The 15,065-nt window shown below is 59.8% G+C and carries 15 protein-coding genes; 4 read left to right on the plus strand and 11 right to left on the minus strand.

What is annotated here, in order from left to right:
• On the minus strand, positions 1-1,596 hold the full coding sequence (locus tag AC1DM5_RS08405; RefSeq protein ID WP_477818773.1) for an ABC transporter substrate-binding protein: 1,596 nt from the start codon (positions 1,594-1,596) through the stop codon (positions 1-3).
• Positions 1,597-1,718: 122 nt separating this feature from the next.
• Here AC1DM5_RS08405 and AC1DM5_RS08410 point away from each other — a divergent pair, with 122 nt between their 5' ends.
• From AC1DM5_RS08410 to kdgD, 3 genes are all read left to right on the plus strand, one after another.
• Positions 1,719-2,429, plus strand: coding sequence for a FadR/GntR family transcriptional regulator (locus AC1DM5_RS08410; RefSeq protein ID WP_477818898.1), 711 nt, complete (start codon positions 1,719-1,721; stop codon positions 2,427-2,429).
• A 66-nt stretch (positions 2,430-2,495) separates the two neighbouring features.
• Positions 2,496-3,476, plus strand: coding sequence for a mannonate dehydratase (locus tag AC1DM5_RS08415; RefSeq protein ID WP_477818774.1), 981 nt, complete (start codon positions 2,496-2,498; stop codon positions 3,474-3,476).
• A gap of 44 nt (positions 3,477-3,520) precedes the next feature.
• Complete coding sequence (kdgD, locus tag AC1DM5_RS08420; RefSeq protein ID WP_477818775.1) at positions 3,521-4,444, plus strand: 5-dehydro-4-deoxyglucarate dehydratase; 924 nt, start codon at positions 3,521-3,523, stop codon at positions 4,442-4,444.
• 24 nt (positions 4,445-4,468) lie between these two features.
• Here the strand turns inward: kdgD and AC1DM5_RS08425 are convergent, their stop codons facing one another.
• Genes AC1DM5_RS08425 through AC1DM5_RS08455 form a run of 7 tightly spaced genes read right to left on the minus strand, consistent with a single transcriptional unit; the run spans position 4,469 to position 11,989 of the window.
• Complete coding sequence (locus tag AC1DM5_RS08425; protein ID WP_477818776.1) at positions 4,469-5,161, minus strand: hypothetical protein; 693 nt, start codon at positions 5,159-5,161, stop codon at positions 4,469-4,471.
• Positions 5,162-5,170: 9 nt separating this feature from the next.
• Positions 5,171-6,223: an ABC transporter ATP-binding protein gene (locus tag AC1DM5_RS08430; RefSeq protein ID WP_477818777.1), complete on the minus strand. Its 1,053-nt coding sequence runs from the start codon at positions 6,221-6,223 to the stop codon at positions 5,171-5,173.
• Positions 6,224-6,240: 17 nt separating this feature from the next.
• Positions 6,241-7,083 carry a carbohydrate ABC transporter permease gene (locus AC1DM5_RS08435; RefSeq protein WP_477818778.1) on the minus strand — a complete coding sequence of 281 codons (843 nt, stop codon included), beginning with the start codon at positions 7,081-7,083 and terminating at the stop codon, positions 6,241-6,243.
• On the minus strand, positions 7,073-8,005 hold the full coding sequence (locus tag AC1DM5_RS08440; RefSeq protein WP_477818779.1) for a carbohydrate ABC transporter permease: 933 nt from the start codon (positions 8,003-8,005) through the stop codon (positions 7,073-7,075). The genes AC1DM5_RS08435 and AC1DM5_RS08440 overlap by 11 nt, the downstream gene beginning before the upstream one ends.
• Positions 8,006-8,016: 11 nt before the next feature.
• Positions 8,017-9,288 carry an ABC transporter substrate-binding protein gene (locus AC1DM5_RS08445; RefSeq protein WP_477818780.1) on the minus strand — a complete coding sequence of 424 codons (1,272 nt, stop codon included), beginning with the start codon at positions 9,286-9,288 and terminating at the stop codon, positions 8,017-8,019.
• A 39-nt stretch (positions 9,289-9,327) separates the two neighbouring features.
• On the minus strand, positions 9,328-10,929 hold the full coding sequence (locus AC1DM5_RS08450; protein WP_477818899.1) for an FAD-dependent oxidoreductase: 1,602 nt from the start codon (positions 10,927-10,929) through the stop codon (positions 9,328-9,330).
• Positions 10,930-10,957: 28 nt separating this feature from the next.
• Entirely contained in the window at positions 10,958-11,989 is a 1,032-nt protein-coding gene (locus AC1DM5_RS08455; protein ID WP_477818781.1) for a LacI family DNA-binding transcriptional regulator, read from the minus strand.
• A 106-nt stretch (positions 11,990-12,095) separates the two neighbouring features.
• Here AC1DM5_RS08455 and AC1DM5_RS08460 point away from each other — a divergent pair, with 106 nt between their 5' ends.
• The gene (locus tag AC1DM5_RS08460; RefSeq protein WP_477818782.1) at positions 12,096-12,770 is read left to right on the plus strand and encodes an SGNH/GDSL hydrolase family protein; all 675 of its coding nucleotides are present in this window, start codon (positions 12,096-12,098) and stop codon (positions 12,768-12,770) included.
• 188 nt (positions 12,771-12,958) lie between these two features.
• Here AC1DM5_RS08460 and derI read toward each other — a convergent pair whose 3' ends face one another.
• Genes derI through AC1DM5_RS08475 form a run of 3 tightly spaced genes read right to left on the minus strand, consistent with a single transcriptional unit; the run spans position 12,959 to position 14,969 of the window.
• A complete protein-coding gene (gene derI, locus AC1DM5_RS08465) occupies positions 12,959-13,414 on the minus strand; it encodes a D-erythrulose-4-phosphate isomerase (RefSeq protein WP_025668846.1) in 456 nt (151 codons plus the stop codon).
• Entirely contained in the window at positions 13,411-14,196 is a 786-nt protein-coding gene (locus tag AC1DM5_RS08470; protein ID WP_477818783.1) for a triose-phosphate isomerase, read from the minus strand. Before AC1DM5_RS08470 ends, derI begins: the two co-directional genes overlap by 4 nt.
• A complete protein-coding gene (locus AC1DM5_RS08475; RefSeq protein WP_477818784.1) occupies positions 14,193-14,969 on the minus strand; it encodes a DeoR/GlpR family DNA-binding transcription regulator in 777 nt (258 codons plus the stop codon). The genes AC1DM5_RS08470 and AC1DM5_RS08475 overlap by 4 nt, the downstream gene beginning before the upstream one ends.
• Positions 14,970-15,065 lie beyond the last annotated feature (96 nt).

The raw sequence follows: 15,065 nt of genomic DNA on the forward strand, positions 1-15,065 counted from the left end.
TTAGTCGGTCTCGGCTTTCGTGACGCCCTCAAGGCGCGTCGTCTGGTTCGGATGGCCGACATAGCCATGGACGTCACTATTTAGCACGATGGGCTCGAAGCGCTCGAACATCGGTAGGACAGCCGGCTTCTGATCCACGAACATCTTTTGCATCTCGACGTAGAGCTCGCCGCGTTTCTTCGGGTCTGCCTCGAGCGACGCCTTCGCCGTCAGCGCCGTCAGTTCGGGAATGTCCCATGCCGAGCGCCAGACGAAGTTACCTGCATTGTTTGCCTCGAGAGAATTGTCGGGATTGGAGGCGAACTGCTCCATCGCCCCGAGCACGTTCGGCATGTAGGCACCGGTCTGCGGAATGAGGAGATCGAAATTCCGCGCACGGTGGGCCGCGATGATGTCGGATCCGTTGCCCTGCTGGATGTCGATCTTGATGCCGATCTGATCGAGCGAAGCCTGGATTGCGGTGGCAAGATCGATGCGGGGCGTCTGCGCGATGGTCTTCAGACTGAGCGTAAAGCCGTCCTTGAAGCCGGCTTCGGCAAGAAGTGCCTTCGCCTTGGCGACATCGAGGTGCCAGTCAGGGCTCGGGATTGCATATTCGAAGTTTTCGGGGACCGGCACGGTACGCGCACGCCCGTAAGGACCCATGATGGTCTTCTCGATCCCCTTATAGTCGATACCGTAGGCGATCGCTTCGCGCACTTTCGGGTTGGACAGGTATTTGTTACCGGCATTCATCGACAGCACGTAGAAGCCGCCTGTGGGCACACGCTGGATCTCGAAACCCTTCTTGTTGTTGAAGGTGGCGAGATCCGACGCGGTCATTGCGCTTGCTATGTCGATGTCGCCGCGTTCCAGCATCAGGCGCTCCACCTGGCTTTCGGGAACATGGCGAACGATGACGCGGCGCATCTTCGGAGCACCCGCAACATAGTTCTTGTTGGCGTCAAGAATGACAAGTTCATTGGGCGCCCAGCGGTTCAACATGAACGGTCCTGAGCCGGCCGAATGGGTCCTCAGCCAAGCGTTGCCATAGTCGTCGTTGGCGACATGCTTCTGGACCTCAACGCTGTCGACGACACTCGCAATGACCATGGCCAGACGGTAAAACAGAAGCTCCGACGTCACCTCGCCCGAAAGATCGATGCGCACCGTCTTGTCGTCGACGGCTTTGACCAGTTGATCGATATTGTCCTTCGTATAGCCGACACGCTTCAGGTTGGCGGCTGCGGCCTGATCGAGCTTCAGCAAACGGCCGAGCGAATAGACGACGTCCTTGGACGTCACAGGATTTCCGGAGGCGAAGGTCGCATCGCGCAGCTTGAAGGTGATCCCCTTGTCGTCCGCCTGCCAGCTTTCGGCAAGCTGCGGCACGATCTTGCCGTCAGGCGTCGAGGCAACCAAGCGGTCGTAGAGGTTCGACATGATTTCGTTAGCCTTGGCTTCCGTCGCCTGCTGCGGGTCCAGCGAAAGAACCTGAGCGAGCGAAGTGCCGATCACCAGCTGATCAGCAGGCGTGGCCGCCCGCAGCGCAGGCGCCGCCAAGGTCAGCGCGCAGAATGCGACACCAACAAACAGGCTTCTGGAAAAATGCTTCATTGCAACTCCTCCCTGAGTTACTATACAAGACATAATATGTCGTCCGTATGTCGTATTATGATTTTTCGATGCGCTTTGCAAGCGTCATGCGGACAGAGGTGAATAAATTGGGGAACGACGAAATGGTGGCGGGCACGCGTGGCAGGCAGCGCTTGGCGCAGCAGGTGATCGACCAGTTGCGCATGCAGATCGAGACGGGAAAGCTTCGCGAGGGAGATCAGCTTCCAACCGAACCCCAGCTTGAGGCAACCTTCGGCGTCAGCCGCACGGTCGTGCGGGAGGCGATAGCCGACCTGCGCGCGGCCGGATTCGTCCGGCCCGTTCAAGGCAAGGGCGTCTTCGTATCCGATCCCAAGGCGGATGGCCGGCTGATCCTGACGCCGGTCGAGGTCAAGAGCATTCCGGAAACACTGGAATTGCTGGAGTTTCGCATGGCGGTCGAAGGGGAAGCTGCCGCTATTGCGGCCTATCGCAGAACGGCCGAACAGGAGGCGGCAATTCGGCTCGCCAACCGGAAAATGGCGCAACTCATCGAGAGCGGCGAGCCCACGGTCGAGGCCGATTATGAATTCCATACCGCCATAGCCAACGCCTCGAACAACAGATTCTACATCGACGCCCTGCGTCATTTCGGACCGCGCGCGATCCCGCGCGGTCAATTCCCGACCTTGCCGGAGGCCAATGACCGCGCCTATCTCGAAAAAGTCCATGCTGAGCATGGTGAGATCCTGGCGGCTATCGCCGAGCAGGATCCTGACCGCGCGAGACAGGCCATGCGCGCACATATGATGGCGAGCCAGCGACGATACCGGATGCTTGCAGAACAGCAATGAGGCTCGACAACCTCCAAAATTCATATTATGTCATATGACATTACTTGAATGATCGGGAGGTTAATCGTGTATTTGGGAACCCAGGTCGCCGCGCGGGACGACGATGATTTTCGCGTTTTTGCCCAACTGGGCGTAAAGCATATTTCCGCTGACCCGCCGGGTGCGCCGTCGAGCTGGACGCTGGAGGATCTCGAGCGTCATCGTGATCATATGGAGAGCTTCGGCCTCGTTCTGGACATGATCCAGCTTCCCCTCCCCTCCAAGCCGATCGAAAGCGCGTCCTATCCCGATATCCTGCTCGGAGGTCCGGAACGTGACCGGCAGATCGATGCTGTCTGCCGGATGATCGAGAATTGCGCAAAGGCCGGGATTCCTGCCACGAAATACAATCTCAATCTCATCGGCATTCCGCGTACGGACCTTGAAAGAGGCCGTGGCGGCTCTCTGAACGAGGCCTTTCGCTGGGACAAGGCCGATCAGCAGGCCGCACCCGGTCTTGCCGGCGTCCTCTCAGAAGACGAGAACTGGGAGCGCATCGACTACTTTCTCGAGCGCGTGGTTCCCGTTGCCGAAAGCAACAGGGTGCGCCTTGCCTGCCATCCGCACGATCCCTATACGCCGCCGGGCTATCGCGGCGTCACCCGGGTCCTTGGCACTGTGGATGGACTGAAGAAATTCGTTCAAATGCGCGAAAGCCCCTATCATGGCCTGAATTTCTGCCAGGGCTCGATCGGCGAGATGCTCGACAATCCGCGCGAGGAGATCGACGACATCATCCGCTGGTTCGGCACGCGTGGAAAGATCTTCAACCTGCACTTCCGCAACATAAGCGGCGGCAAACTCTCCTTCATGGAAACCTTTCCCGATGAAGGCGACATGGACATGGTGCGGTCGCTGAAGGTCTACCGTGAGGTCGGCTACAAATATATGGTCATGCCGGACCACGTGCCGCGCATCAGCGGCCGCGACGCGGCGGGCGTCGCCTTCAGCTTCTGCTACGGTTACATCGCCGCTGTGCTCGAGGCGATGGAAGCCGGTCATATGTGAGCGAGGCGCTCACCTTCAATCAGCAATTATACAAGGAATTCAACATGGATCCCAACGCCATCAAGAAAGCCGTGGGCGACGGCCTCCTCTCCTTCCCGGTGACGCATTTCGACAGCGAGAACAAGTTCAACGAAGCCGCATACCGCGACCATGTGAACTGGCTCGCCGGTTATGATGCAAGCGCACTTTTTGCGGCTGGCGGCACGGGCGAATTCTTCTCCCTCAATCCAGCCGAAATCCCCACCGTCATACGCGCAGCCAAGGCTGCTGCAGGCAAAACGCCGATCATCTCCGGAACGGGCTATGGCACGTCGCTTGCCATCGATATTGCGCGCGCTGCGGAAAAGGCCGGCGCCGATGGCCTGCTTCTTCTTCCGCCCTATCTGATGTTTGCCGAGCAGGCCGGGCTTGTCGCTCATGTGAAGGCTGTCTGCCAGTCGGTCGGGATCGGCGTGATCGTCTATAACAGGGACAATGCGATCCTGTCGGCCGACAGCATCGCTCAGCTTTGCGATGAGTGCCCCAATCTCGTCGGGTTCAAGGACGGTGTCGGCGACGTCGATCGGGTCATCGAGATCACCACCAAGATTGGCGACCGGCTTGTCTATGTCGGTGGTATGCCGACCCACGAAGTCTACGCTCAGGCCTATTTCGCCGCCGGCGTTACCACCTACTCCTCGGCCGTCTTCAACTTTGTGCCGGCTCTTTCGCAACGGTTCTACAAGGCACTCAGAGCCGGTGACCAGAAGACCGTCGACCAGATCTTGAAGGATTTTTTCTTCCCCCTCGTCGCGCTGCGCAACCGCAAGAAGGGCTATGCGGTCTCCATTATCAAGGCGGGGCTGAAAGTCATCGGCCGAGATCCGGGTGCTGTGCGCGCGCCGCTCACGGATCTGACTGCCGAGGAGCTTTCCGTCCTGCAGTCGATTGTCGAGGCCAACGGCCAGGCGAAGCTGGCCGCGGAGTAAGACCGCGGCCATCGGCGCTGAGATTCATCGTCGCGCTGCAGCGACGATCGGCTTGACCGCCGCTCTCATGCTCTCCCGCGTCGTGCCGGTCACGATAACGCCAAGCAGAGGGGCCGCGATACCCGCGTCCCTCAGCTTCGGCATATCATCAGGCACAAACTTCTTCTGGCTTGGCGCGATGACCGGAATACCCGCCTTGCTCGCGATGGTCCGGTAGCGATCAAGATCGGTCCCGTCGAGCGGCTTTCCATAGTCTGCAAAGGAAGCAACCGAGGCTTCCATCATCGCACCGGGAATGTCGAGAATCCTCGTCAAGTCCTCGTCCGTACTCGCCTCGCCAAGCGCAGGAATGGGCCGTAGCTTCGATTGCAGCAGATGCGGCTGCATGTCGCTGACATAGATGTTGAAACCCTCGAAGCCTAGATCAGCGAGCGCGTCCATCTCTTGCGGGCTCGGAACCCTTTCCTGCCCGGCCATGACAAGAAGCGGCACGCCGAGCGTTGCAAGATCCTCGAAAAACGGTCGCTCGTCGGCAAACCTGCCGAAGGTCGTGCCTGTGGCGCGATGATAGGCATTGAGATGCACCTTGATCGCGAACGCGCCCGCCTCAATGGCAGCCTTTGCAAGGTCGAGATCATGACGCGCGAGCGAGACGATGACTGGGAATTCGCCCTCGCACAGTGCCGTTGTGAGCCTGGTTTCCGGATAGGTCGGCATGTGACGGCCTCAGTTCAGACGCTGGCCACCATCGGCCGCGAAGAGGTGGATATTGGAGAGCTCCGGCCGGACACCGATCGTCACGCCCGGAGACATCGATACGCGCTCACGAAAGACGCCGGTGACCTGCGTCTCGCCGAGCTTCATTGTCACCTGGGTTTCCGAACCCATCGGCTCGACCAGGATGATCTCGGCCGGCACGCCAGCGTCGTCGAGCGAGAAATGTTCGGGCCGAATGCCGTAAACAGCCTCGCGGTCGCTCAATTCAGGTGCAGCTTGTGGCAGTGGCAAGACAATGCCGGGTGCTGCAAACCCCTTGTCGGTGATTGTACCGTTCAGGAAATTCATGGACGGCGATCCGATGAAACCGGCCACGAACTGGTTGGCCGGGCGGTCGTAGAGGTCGAGCGGCGCACCGATCTGCTCCACTCTGCCAGCGTTCAACACCACGATCTTGTCGGCCATGGTCATGGCTTCCACCTGGTCATGGGTGACATAGATGGTCGTGGTCTTGAGCCTCTGGTGCAGGCTCTTGATTTCGCCGCGCATGACGACGCGCAGTTTGGCGTCGAGATTCGACAAAGGTTCGTCGAACAGAAAGACTTGCGGATTGCGAACGATCGCCCGGCCCATGGCGACGCGTTGGCGCTGACCGCCGGAGAGCTGGCGCGGATAGCGATCGAGAAGCTGAGACAGGCCGAGAATATCGGCCGCCCATTTCACCCGCTCGGCGATCTGCGCCTTGCTGGTGCCGCGATGCTCCAGCGAGAAGCCCATATTGGTCGCGACCGTCATATGCGGATAGAGCGCGTAGTTCTGGAAGACCATGGCGATGTCGCGATCCTTTGGGTCGAGATCGTTGACCACCCGCCCGCCGATCCTTATATCCCCGCCGGTAATCGTCTCGAGCCCGGCGATCATCCTGAGCAAAGTGGACTTGCCGCAGCCCGATGGCCCGACCAGCACGACGAATTCGCCGTCGCGGATGCCGAGATCGGCGCCATGAATGATGTCGAGCGCACCAAAACTCTTGCGGACACGGGAAAGGGTAACGTCAGCCATGAGGAAAATCCGGTTCTTCAGCCCTTGAGGCCGGTATGCGCGAGCCCTTCGACGAATTGCTTCTGCGCGATGATGAAGACGACGAGAACGGGCAATGCTGTGAGTGTTGCCGCGGCGAGCTGGATATTCCACATAGGCCCGCCATAGGCGTCGGTATATTGGGTGAGCGCCTGGGGTAAAGTGAACTTCTCCGCGCTCGACAGGAACACGATCGGTTCGAGATAGAGATTCCAGGAATGCAGGAAGGTGAAGATCGCAACGGAGGCCAGTGCCGGCCTGGCAAGCGGCAGGGCGATCTTGCGGAAGATCTTGAAACGTCCGAGACCATCGACGCGCGCTGCCTCTTCCAACTCAACTGGCAGCGTCACGAAAAACTGCCGCATGACGAAGGTGGCAAAAACACTCGGCGCACCGAAGATCGGCACAAGGATCAGCGGCCAATGGGTGTTGACCATGCCCGCCTTCAAAAACATCTGGAAAAGCGGCACGATCGTGACTTCCGACGGGATCAAAAGGCCGAGCAGCACGACCATGAAGATCGTGTTGGCGAAGGGAAACCTGATGCGTGCGAAAGCGTAGCCGGCCGTTGACGAAACGATCATCGTGCCGATCGTCACCAGGGCGGCGATATAGGCCGAGTTCCAGTATTGCCTCACGAAAGGCTGCAGCTCGAAGACCTTGCCATAGGTCGTCCAATCATAGCTCTGCGGGAAAAGTTGCGGCGGAAAGGCGAAGATATCGCTGATCGGCTTCACCGAAGACGTGACCATCCACCAAGTCGGGAAGACGAAGGGGATAAGCAGCACGCACATCAACCCGTAGAGAATAACCCTCATCTTCGGCGAGATCTCAGCTTTCATAGAATACGATCCTCTTGCGCAATTGCCACTGGGCGAATGTCAGAATGGCCACGATCAGGAAGAGCAGGATCGAAAGCGTCGAACCGTAGCCGAAGAAGTGAAACTGAAAGGCTTGCTGGTAGAGGTAATAGACGAGCACCGTCGTCGAGAGACCCGGACCGCCCTGCGTCAGCACCGCGATCTGTGAGAAGACCTGCAGAGATCCGACGATGGTGATGATCGAAGTCAGAAGGATGGTCGGGCTGATCAGCGGCAGGGTAATGCGGCGGAACTGCTTGAAGCGCGGGGCGCCATCGATGCGGGCCGCCTCATAGAGCTCGTTCGGCACGCCCTGAAGGGCCGCAAGGAACAGGATCATATTGAGGCCGACATTCTTGAACACTTGAACGACGATGACCGAGATCATCGCGGTAGTTTCGCCCCGCAGCCAGTTCGGACCCTCGATGCCGAACAGCAGCAGCATGCCGTTGATGCCCCCGTTCTTCTGCAACAGAAACCCCCAGACGATCGTCCAGGCCACCAGCGACACGACGACCGGTGAAAAGAACAGCGTCCGGAAGATTGTGATGCCCGCGAGTTTCTGGTTCAACAGCACCGCCAGCAGCAAGGCCAGCGACAGGTTGAGAACCACAAGCCCGGCGGAGAAGATGGCGGTCGAACCGAGCACCTGCAGCAGGTTCGGATCCTCAATCAGCATCTGGTAGTTCTGCGTGGCCGTATAGGTGAAGGTATTGGCAAGCACGTTCCATTCGTGCAGCGAATACCAGAAGACGAGACCGAGCGGGATCAGCACGAAGACGATGATGCCGATCAACTGCGGGGCAATGAACAGGAATCCGGCGAGGCCGTCGCGCCGCGCAACCGTCCAGAACGGCGACGAGGCGCGGCCTTTCGGTATTGCGTTGTCCTGCGCGACAGCCATCTCTTGTCTCCTCAGCGCTTGAGCAGCGGGCCGATCTGGCCGCAGATCGTCTGGAGCGTGCCAGCGACATCAGCATCCGGACGCCAGACAGCATCGAGGCCGGAGCGAACTGTTTGCTGGATCTGCGCAAAACCCGTATGGCCGGGAATGACCTTGCCGGTCGCGATGCCCGCGATGACGACCTTGTCGATCTGTTCCTGGCTGAGCAGCGGATTGGTCTTCTTCAGCACCTCAGCGTTGAGCAGCGACTTGCGGGCCGAGGGGAAGAACTGGCTGAGCTTGGCCGAGTTTTCTGCGTTCGTCATATAGGCGATGAATTCAGCGGCGGCCTTGGCGTTCTTGCCCGACTGCATGACGCCGATGCCGGCCTGGCCGATCAGCGCGTAGTCTCCTGCCGGTCCCTTCGGCAGCGGCACGAGATCCCAGGAGAAGGGCTTGTCCTTCGGCAGCAGCGAGGCGCGGCTGATCTGAGTGATGGTCATCGCCGCATTGCCGGCGAAGAAATCGACATTTTCACCAGGACCGGGGATCGCCTTCTGCTTGAAGATCGCGTCATGGACGAAGGTGAGCGCATCGATCATCGGCTTTTCGGCCATCGTGCAGGTCTTGCCGTCGGCGCTCCAGGGAGCCGCACCAAAGCCGTTCCAGATCGAAGTGAGATTCTGCCAGATCTGATAGTTGAAATCACGCACGATCAGGCCGCCCTTGCCCTTCTGGCTGACGGCCGAAGCGGTGGCGATCGCATTGTCCCAGGTCCATTGGCCAGCCGCGATCAACTCGGCAGGTGTCTTTGCCCCGGCCGCCTTGATCAGGTCGTTGTTGACGAACACCGCAAAGGGTGAGGTGGAGAAAGGATAGGCATAGAGCGTGCCGTCCTTCTGCCAGCGCTCCGTGGCAGTCGCGCTCACCTCGTCGAGATTGTAGCCCGGCGTCGCCTTCAGCGTATCGGTGAGCGGATAGAGCGCACCGGAATTGACGAAGTCATAGGCAGCCGTCTCGAAGATCCAGGCCATATCAGGCGCATTGCCGCCGGCAATCTGGGTGGTCAGCGCCGTCGTATAGGTGTCGAACGGCAGCGACTCGAAGGTCACGGTAACGTTGGGGTGATCCTTCTTGAAGCCGGCAGCGATCTCATTGAACAGCTTCAGATGCGCTTCTGCCGCACTCCAGATGGTCATTCGCAGCTTGACGGCGTCCTCAGCCATGGCGATGCCGCTCCAGGCGAGCGGCATCGCCATGGCAAGCGCCGCAATTGCCGTTTTCAGTGTCCTGTTCCTGTTCATTCCCGTTCCTCCTCCAAAGATGGGTTGCTGAATGGCTGCTCAGTAGGCCGCGATGACTGGCCAGCGGATTTCGATGCCTTCTCGAACGAGTTCCTGCTGGAAGTCGTGGAGATGCGCATCGTTTTCCTGGACCTGGTGAGGCTTCAGCCCCTTGTCGAGGCAGTGGGCAGCAAGCATGCCGGCCGCTTCGCCGATATTCCATTCGACCGGATGCAGGCGGTAGCAGCCATTGGTGATATGGGTGGTGCCGATATTCTTGCCGGCGGCAATGAGGTTCGTCATGCGCTGCGGCAGCAAGGCGCCGAGCGGGATCTCGAAGGGGCAGGACGGCACGTCGATATAATTGTCGCCGCCGGTCGAAGGGTGCAGGTCAATGCGGTACATACCGATGCCGACGCTGTCGCGATAGTTGACCGCACCCTTGTCTCCACGCACAGCATAGGAGAGATCCTGCTCGGTGATGCGGGTGACAGGCTTGATGCGGCGGCTTTCCCGGATATAGGGCGCCATGGCGAGGCCGTGTTCGGTGCCGGTGATGTCGCCGCGAAGCCTCAAGCCCCGGTAACCCTGGCCGCCACCGATGCGTGGGGCCTCGGTCTGCAGCCAGTAAAAGACCGAATAGGAAAGATCGGCGGCCGCCTTCAGATGTCGGGCCTTGTCCTCCTCGGAGACATCGATGATCGTTCCGTCCATGTAGTCGATCATCGGCCAGTTCACGAAGCAAATGTCCGACTGGTAGAAACCGGGCTCAAAATTGCGCCGTGCCGCAATGCGGCGGAAGAGCCAGAGATTCTCGTCACCACCGCCCTTGCGCTGATCGGCATCGACGAGCAATGGGTTGTCTTCGACATTGGGCGTGAAGCTGCGCGTCGTGGATTCCAGCGTGCGCGGGTGGGGCGCGGTGAAGCCGAGCAGTGGGCCTCCCCAGAAATGCGGCTGGTACTTGCGCCAGTAGTCGTAATTCTCAGGCTTGTCGATCGTCTGATCGCCATCGACGCAATCGACCGCAAAGCAGATCGAGACTGCCTGGACATTGTCGGGCTGCGCTTCGGAAGGTGCGCTCGGTTCGCCGGTATCGGATTGCGCCTCGAAGCCTTTGACATAATCCGTGCCGGTCATCGGCAGCAGGTCGCCAAGCTCGGTAGCGTCAAGGATATAGTCGGCCGAGATGACGACCTCACGGTCCGTATCGCGATGGCGGACGGTGACGGAGCGCACGGTGTCGCCGTCGACATCAGCAGCGACGGGACGATAGGGCTGCAGCACCCTAAGCCGGCCGGCGCCTCGATAGGGCATCAGCATCGCCTCCATGACCGCCAGGCTGACGCGCGGCTCGGCGCAGATGCGGCTCACCCAGCCGCCGCCGGGATTGAGATCCCCCCAGGCGCGAGCGCCCTCGGTCAGCGGATAGTTGTCACGATAATATTGCCGCACGCCATTGCGCAGCCTGCGATAGGAGCGCGTGATGCCGAATTGCTCGACCCAGCTATGTTCGTCGGAAGGCACACCCTGGCTCGTCGACTGGCCACCGATCCATTCGAATTCCTCGGTCATGATAACGCTCTTGCCGGCCCGGCAGGCGCTAAGCGCCGCCGCGACGCCACCGAGGCCGCCGCCCACCACCAGAATATCCGCACGCATCTCTTTTGCCGCCATGTCTGTCACGTTCTCAGGTCCGTTTCTTTGCTCGTCCGAGGGTTTGGCCCTCGACCGGGTCGCAGGTCAGAAGAATTTGTTCGATAGGCGCAGCATCTTCGATGCGACGCACCAGCATCGCGGTCGCCTGCCGCCCCATTTCCTCGCGCGGAATATTGAAGGAGGTGAATTGCACATGGCTGCGCTCGGCCCGCACATGACTGCCGAGCACCACAGCCGAAAAGTCGCCCGGAATGGACAGACTGCGCTCGCGCGCGGCTGCTTCGACACGCACCGCATCGGCCAGTTCGACGAAGAAGACCGCCGTCGCGCCGCTGGCTACAATCGCGTCTAGCGTATCGGCAGCGCCTCGACCGACCTCATCCACATGCAAAACGAGTTCAGCACTTCCAATGATCGCGCCTGAAAATCCGCGCCAGCGGTCGACGACGGATTCAGCCGAGCCGCTTGGGCCGATGAAGGCCAGCCGGTCATGACCGAGTGCCCGCGCTTTCTCGACCAGCGCCCGCGTGCCACTCGCGTAATCGCCGCCGACGTAAGGAACGGGCCCGCCAGCGTCCTCACGTCGTCCGATCGCCACGAAGGGATAATCACCTGAAACCAGTCGCTTGAGCTCGACCCGATCGAATTCGCGGCCGAGGACKAGACAGCCATCGGCGATCCGCAGCCTGTTGCCGTCGGCAAAAATCTTGCGCTCCCGGCCGAAACCGGCGCCAGTCAGAAGCAAGAGGTCATAATTCTGCGCCTGCGCCTCTTCTTCGATGCCGAGCAGGAAGGGCGTAAAGAAATCCGCCTGCTCGCTCGGAAAAGCCGGCTCGTAGGTGAAAACGCCGAGAATGCGATTAAGACCCTTGGCCATCCGCCGGGCGATCGGATCGGCCACATATCCCGTCGTGCGGATGACATGCTGGACGCGCTCGCGGGTTTCCTTGGGAATACGCGCCAAAGCCGTCGGGGCACCGTTCAGCACAAGCGAGACGGTTGCCTGACTGACGCCGGCCAGTTTCGCAATATCGTGCTGAGTCAAACGCTTAGTGCCTGCCACGTCGCATCCTCCGGATCTCCTCTTGACTGCTAATGCGTATTAGCAGCTAATACGTATAAACGGGATTTGCCGAGTTGCTGTCAAGCGGGAAAATGTGTGACGATCGATGACATTCGCAGAGCATTTGAAATCGCTGGGGATTTCCGGATTCCGCGTCTTCGGCGACAGCATCACCGCCGGGTTCAACGCCAGTCAGCCGCATCTGGCCTGGCCGGCGCTGTTCGCAGCTGAGCTCGACGCCTTGCCGCTTCACAATCACGCAATCCCAGGGACGGTGCTGCAAGCATCGCGGCTTGCCGACGGCAAAGCGCGAGCAGACAACGGCATCAGCCGGTTTGCCGGAGCACTGCTCGACGCCCCGCATCGCGACGCGATCCTCATCCTTTACGGCTATAACGACGCCCGCTATACGGCCGCGCCGGAGAGCATGAACGCGAAGAGCTTCCGTCGTGACTATGCGAATATGCTGGAGAAACTGATCGAGGCAGGCCATGCGGAAAGGCTTGCGATTGGTAGTCCGCCCTATATTCCCGATCGAGGTTTTTCAGTTGGAAGCACCGGCTTCACCGGGCAGACACGCCAGGGCTTTGAAGTCTATGTCCAAGCCGTACGAGAACTGGCGCAACGTTTTCGCATCTTCTACGCGCCTGTCTACGAGCGGATGAAAGCATATGACGACGGCGCACTGGCCTCGCCCGATCTCACTCACCCCAACGATGCCGGTCATCGTGTAATTTGCGAGACGTTTAGAAACGCCGTCGTCCATGAGAAACCGGTCTAGGCCTCTCAACACATCAGGGGCGACTTTTGGTCGGGCGTGACACCGCAGAGACCGGCGAGAGATCTCCTCCGCAGGGGAGATTCCAACGGCGAAAGGACTCAGTGGGCCTGGAAGCTCAGGTTGATGGTGATGACGACGCTGGCGCGCTCGCAGCGGCCGGCGGACAACCGGCCGCTTGCGTGACGCTCTCAATGAGCGTTGTATTTTGCGTCGAGCTCATCGATCGCGGAGACATTGCCGGCCGAACGGCCGTTCTGGTCGAATGTCTGAGCGAGAAATGCGTCGGCGATCGACTTTGCGAGCTCAGGTCCAATGACGCGCGCGCCCATCGTAATGATCTGCGCGTTGTTGGAAAGAGCTGCACGCTCGGCCGAATAGGTGTCGTGCGTCAGGGCAGCACGGATGCCAGGCACTTTATTCGCCGAGATGCAGACGCCGATGCCGGTGCCGCAAACCAGGATTGCCTTGTCATAGGTGCCATCGATCACACCCGAGGCAACGCGATCCGAAAGGTTGGCGTAGAACGGGTCGAGCCCGTCGTTGATGCGTGACACCTCATGGACGTCGAACCGATCCTTGAGGTGTTCGGCGAGCACCTTGGCGAGACCTTCGCCGGCGCTGTCTCCAGCAATTGCAAGCTTCATTGTCTTTCTCCTTGGAGTTTGGCGGCGCATTTCGAAAGGATGTCGAGATAGCCCTCGACGTTCCAGGCGGAACGGCCGATGAAGAGCCCGTCGATATGCGGGCTCGAAATCAGTTCCTCGCAGTTCTGTGGATTGACCGACCCGCCGTACAGGCAGGGGATTTTCCGCCCGAGTGCTGCTTCGGCGACCGCGATGATCTCGGCCTGGCGCGCATCGGCATAATCCGCCGTCGCCGGAATGCCTTTTTCGCCGATCGCCCATACGGGCTCGTAAGCAAGGAGGATTTGCGCCGATTTCTGTTCGCCGGAAAGCTTCGAAAGCGCCCCGCGCACCTGGACTGCAAGGATTTCAGCAGCTTTTCCGCTCTCCCGGTCGGCAAGGGTTTCGCCGATGCAGATGAGCGGGATCAGGCCATGGCGAACCGCCGCCTCCGTCTTCAGCCCGACTGTCTCGTCCGTTTCGCCGAAAAACTCGCGCCGCTCGGAATGCCCGAGTTCGACGATGTCGAGACCGCAATCCTTCAGCATCAAGGGGGAGATTTCGCCCGTCCAGGCGCCCTGATCCGCCCAATGCATGTTCTGCGCACCGACCTTGACGGAAGTCTTTGCAAGCATGCGCTTGACCTCCCGCACGGCGGTAAACGGCGGGATCACGAAGCGCTGGATGATGGGATCGCACGCAGCGTCAGCCGCCTCGAGGCCGCGGGCGAAATGCTCGGCCTCCGCGAGCGTCTTGTTCATCTTCCAGCTGGTGCCAATCCAGAAGCGCGGTTTCTCCGTCATGCCTGATCCTGTGCTGGAGCGATGGTGAGCTTGATGCCCACCCGATCGAATTCGTTGAGAACAGCGGCCGTTGGCGCGCTATCGGTGATAATAGTGTCGAAATCAGCCAGATCCGCCATGACATGCAACGCCGTGTGGCCGATGCGCTGGTGGTTGACCAGGAGGCAGCTTCTGGCCGAAGACGAGATCATCGCCCGCTTGGCGCGAACGACATTGTCGTCCATGTGATAGGCGAGCCTGCCGCTGACCGCCGGAGTCGAAATGAAAGCGATATCCGCCCTCAGGCGTGACAGCGCTTCTTCTGTCACGACGCCGAGATAGGCGTTGAATTTCGCGGAATAGATGCCTCCGAGCGCAATCAGGGTTATGCCGTTTTCACCCTTCAACCGCTCCATGATCGCTGCGTTGTTGGTAATCACCGTCAGCGGCCGCTTACGCAGCAGCATCTCGCCGAGTACCGCGGCCATCGAGCCGTCATTGACCATGACCGTCATGCCAGGCTCGACCTGGGCCAGCGCTTCCTGCGCCATCGCAACCTTGGCTTCGCCGCCCTGACGTTCACGAATGCGAAAATCGCTCTCGAATTGCGTTCCGGCATCGATCGTCGCTCCACCGCGTACCTTACGCAGGACACCCGCCTGTTCGAGGTCATCGAGATCGCGGTGAATGGTCATCTTGGAGACGGAAAACCGTTCAGCAAGATCGTCCACTTCAACGGTCTTGTCCTCAACGAGCAGATTGACGATCAGCTGCTGGCGCTCTTCCCGTTTCATACATCTCAATCCCAGTTCAATAACAATATAACATTGAAAATGTGAATTTCAACATGAAGAAGTGTGATTATGCGCTCAAAACATGTGGCAGAAATC

The organism is Rhizobium sp. 01T437 (genome assembly GCF_056398505.1).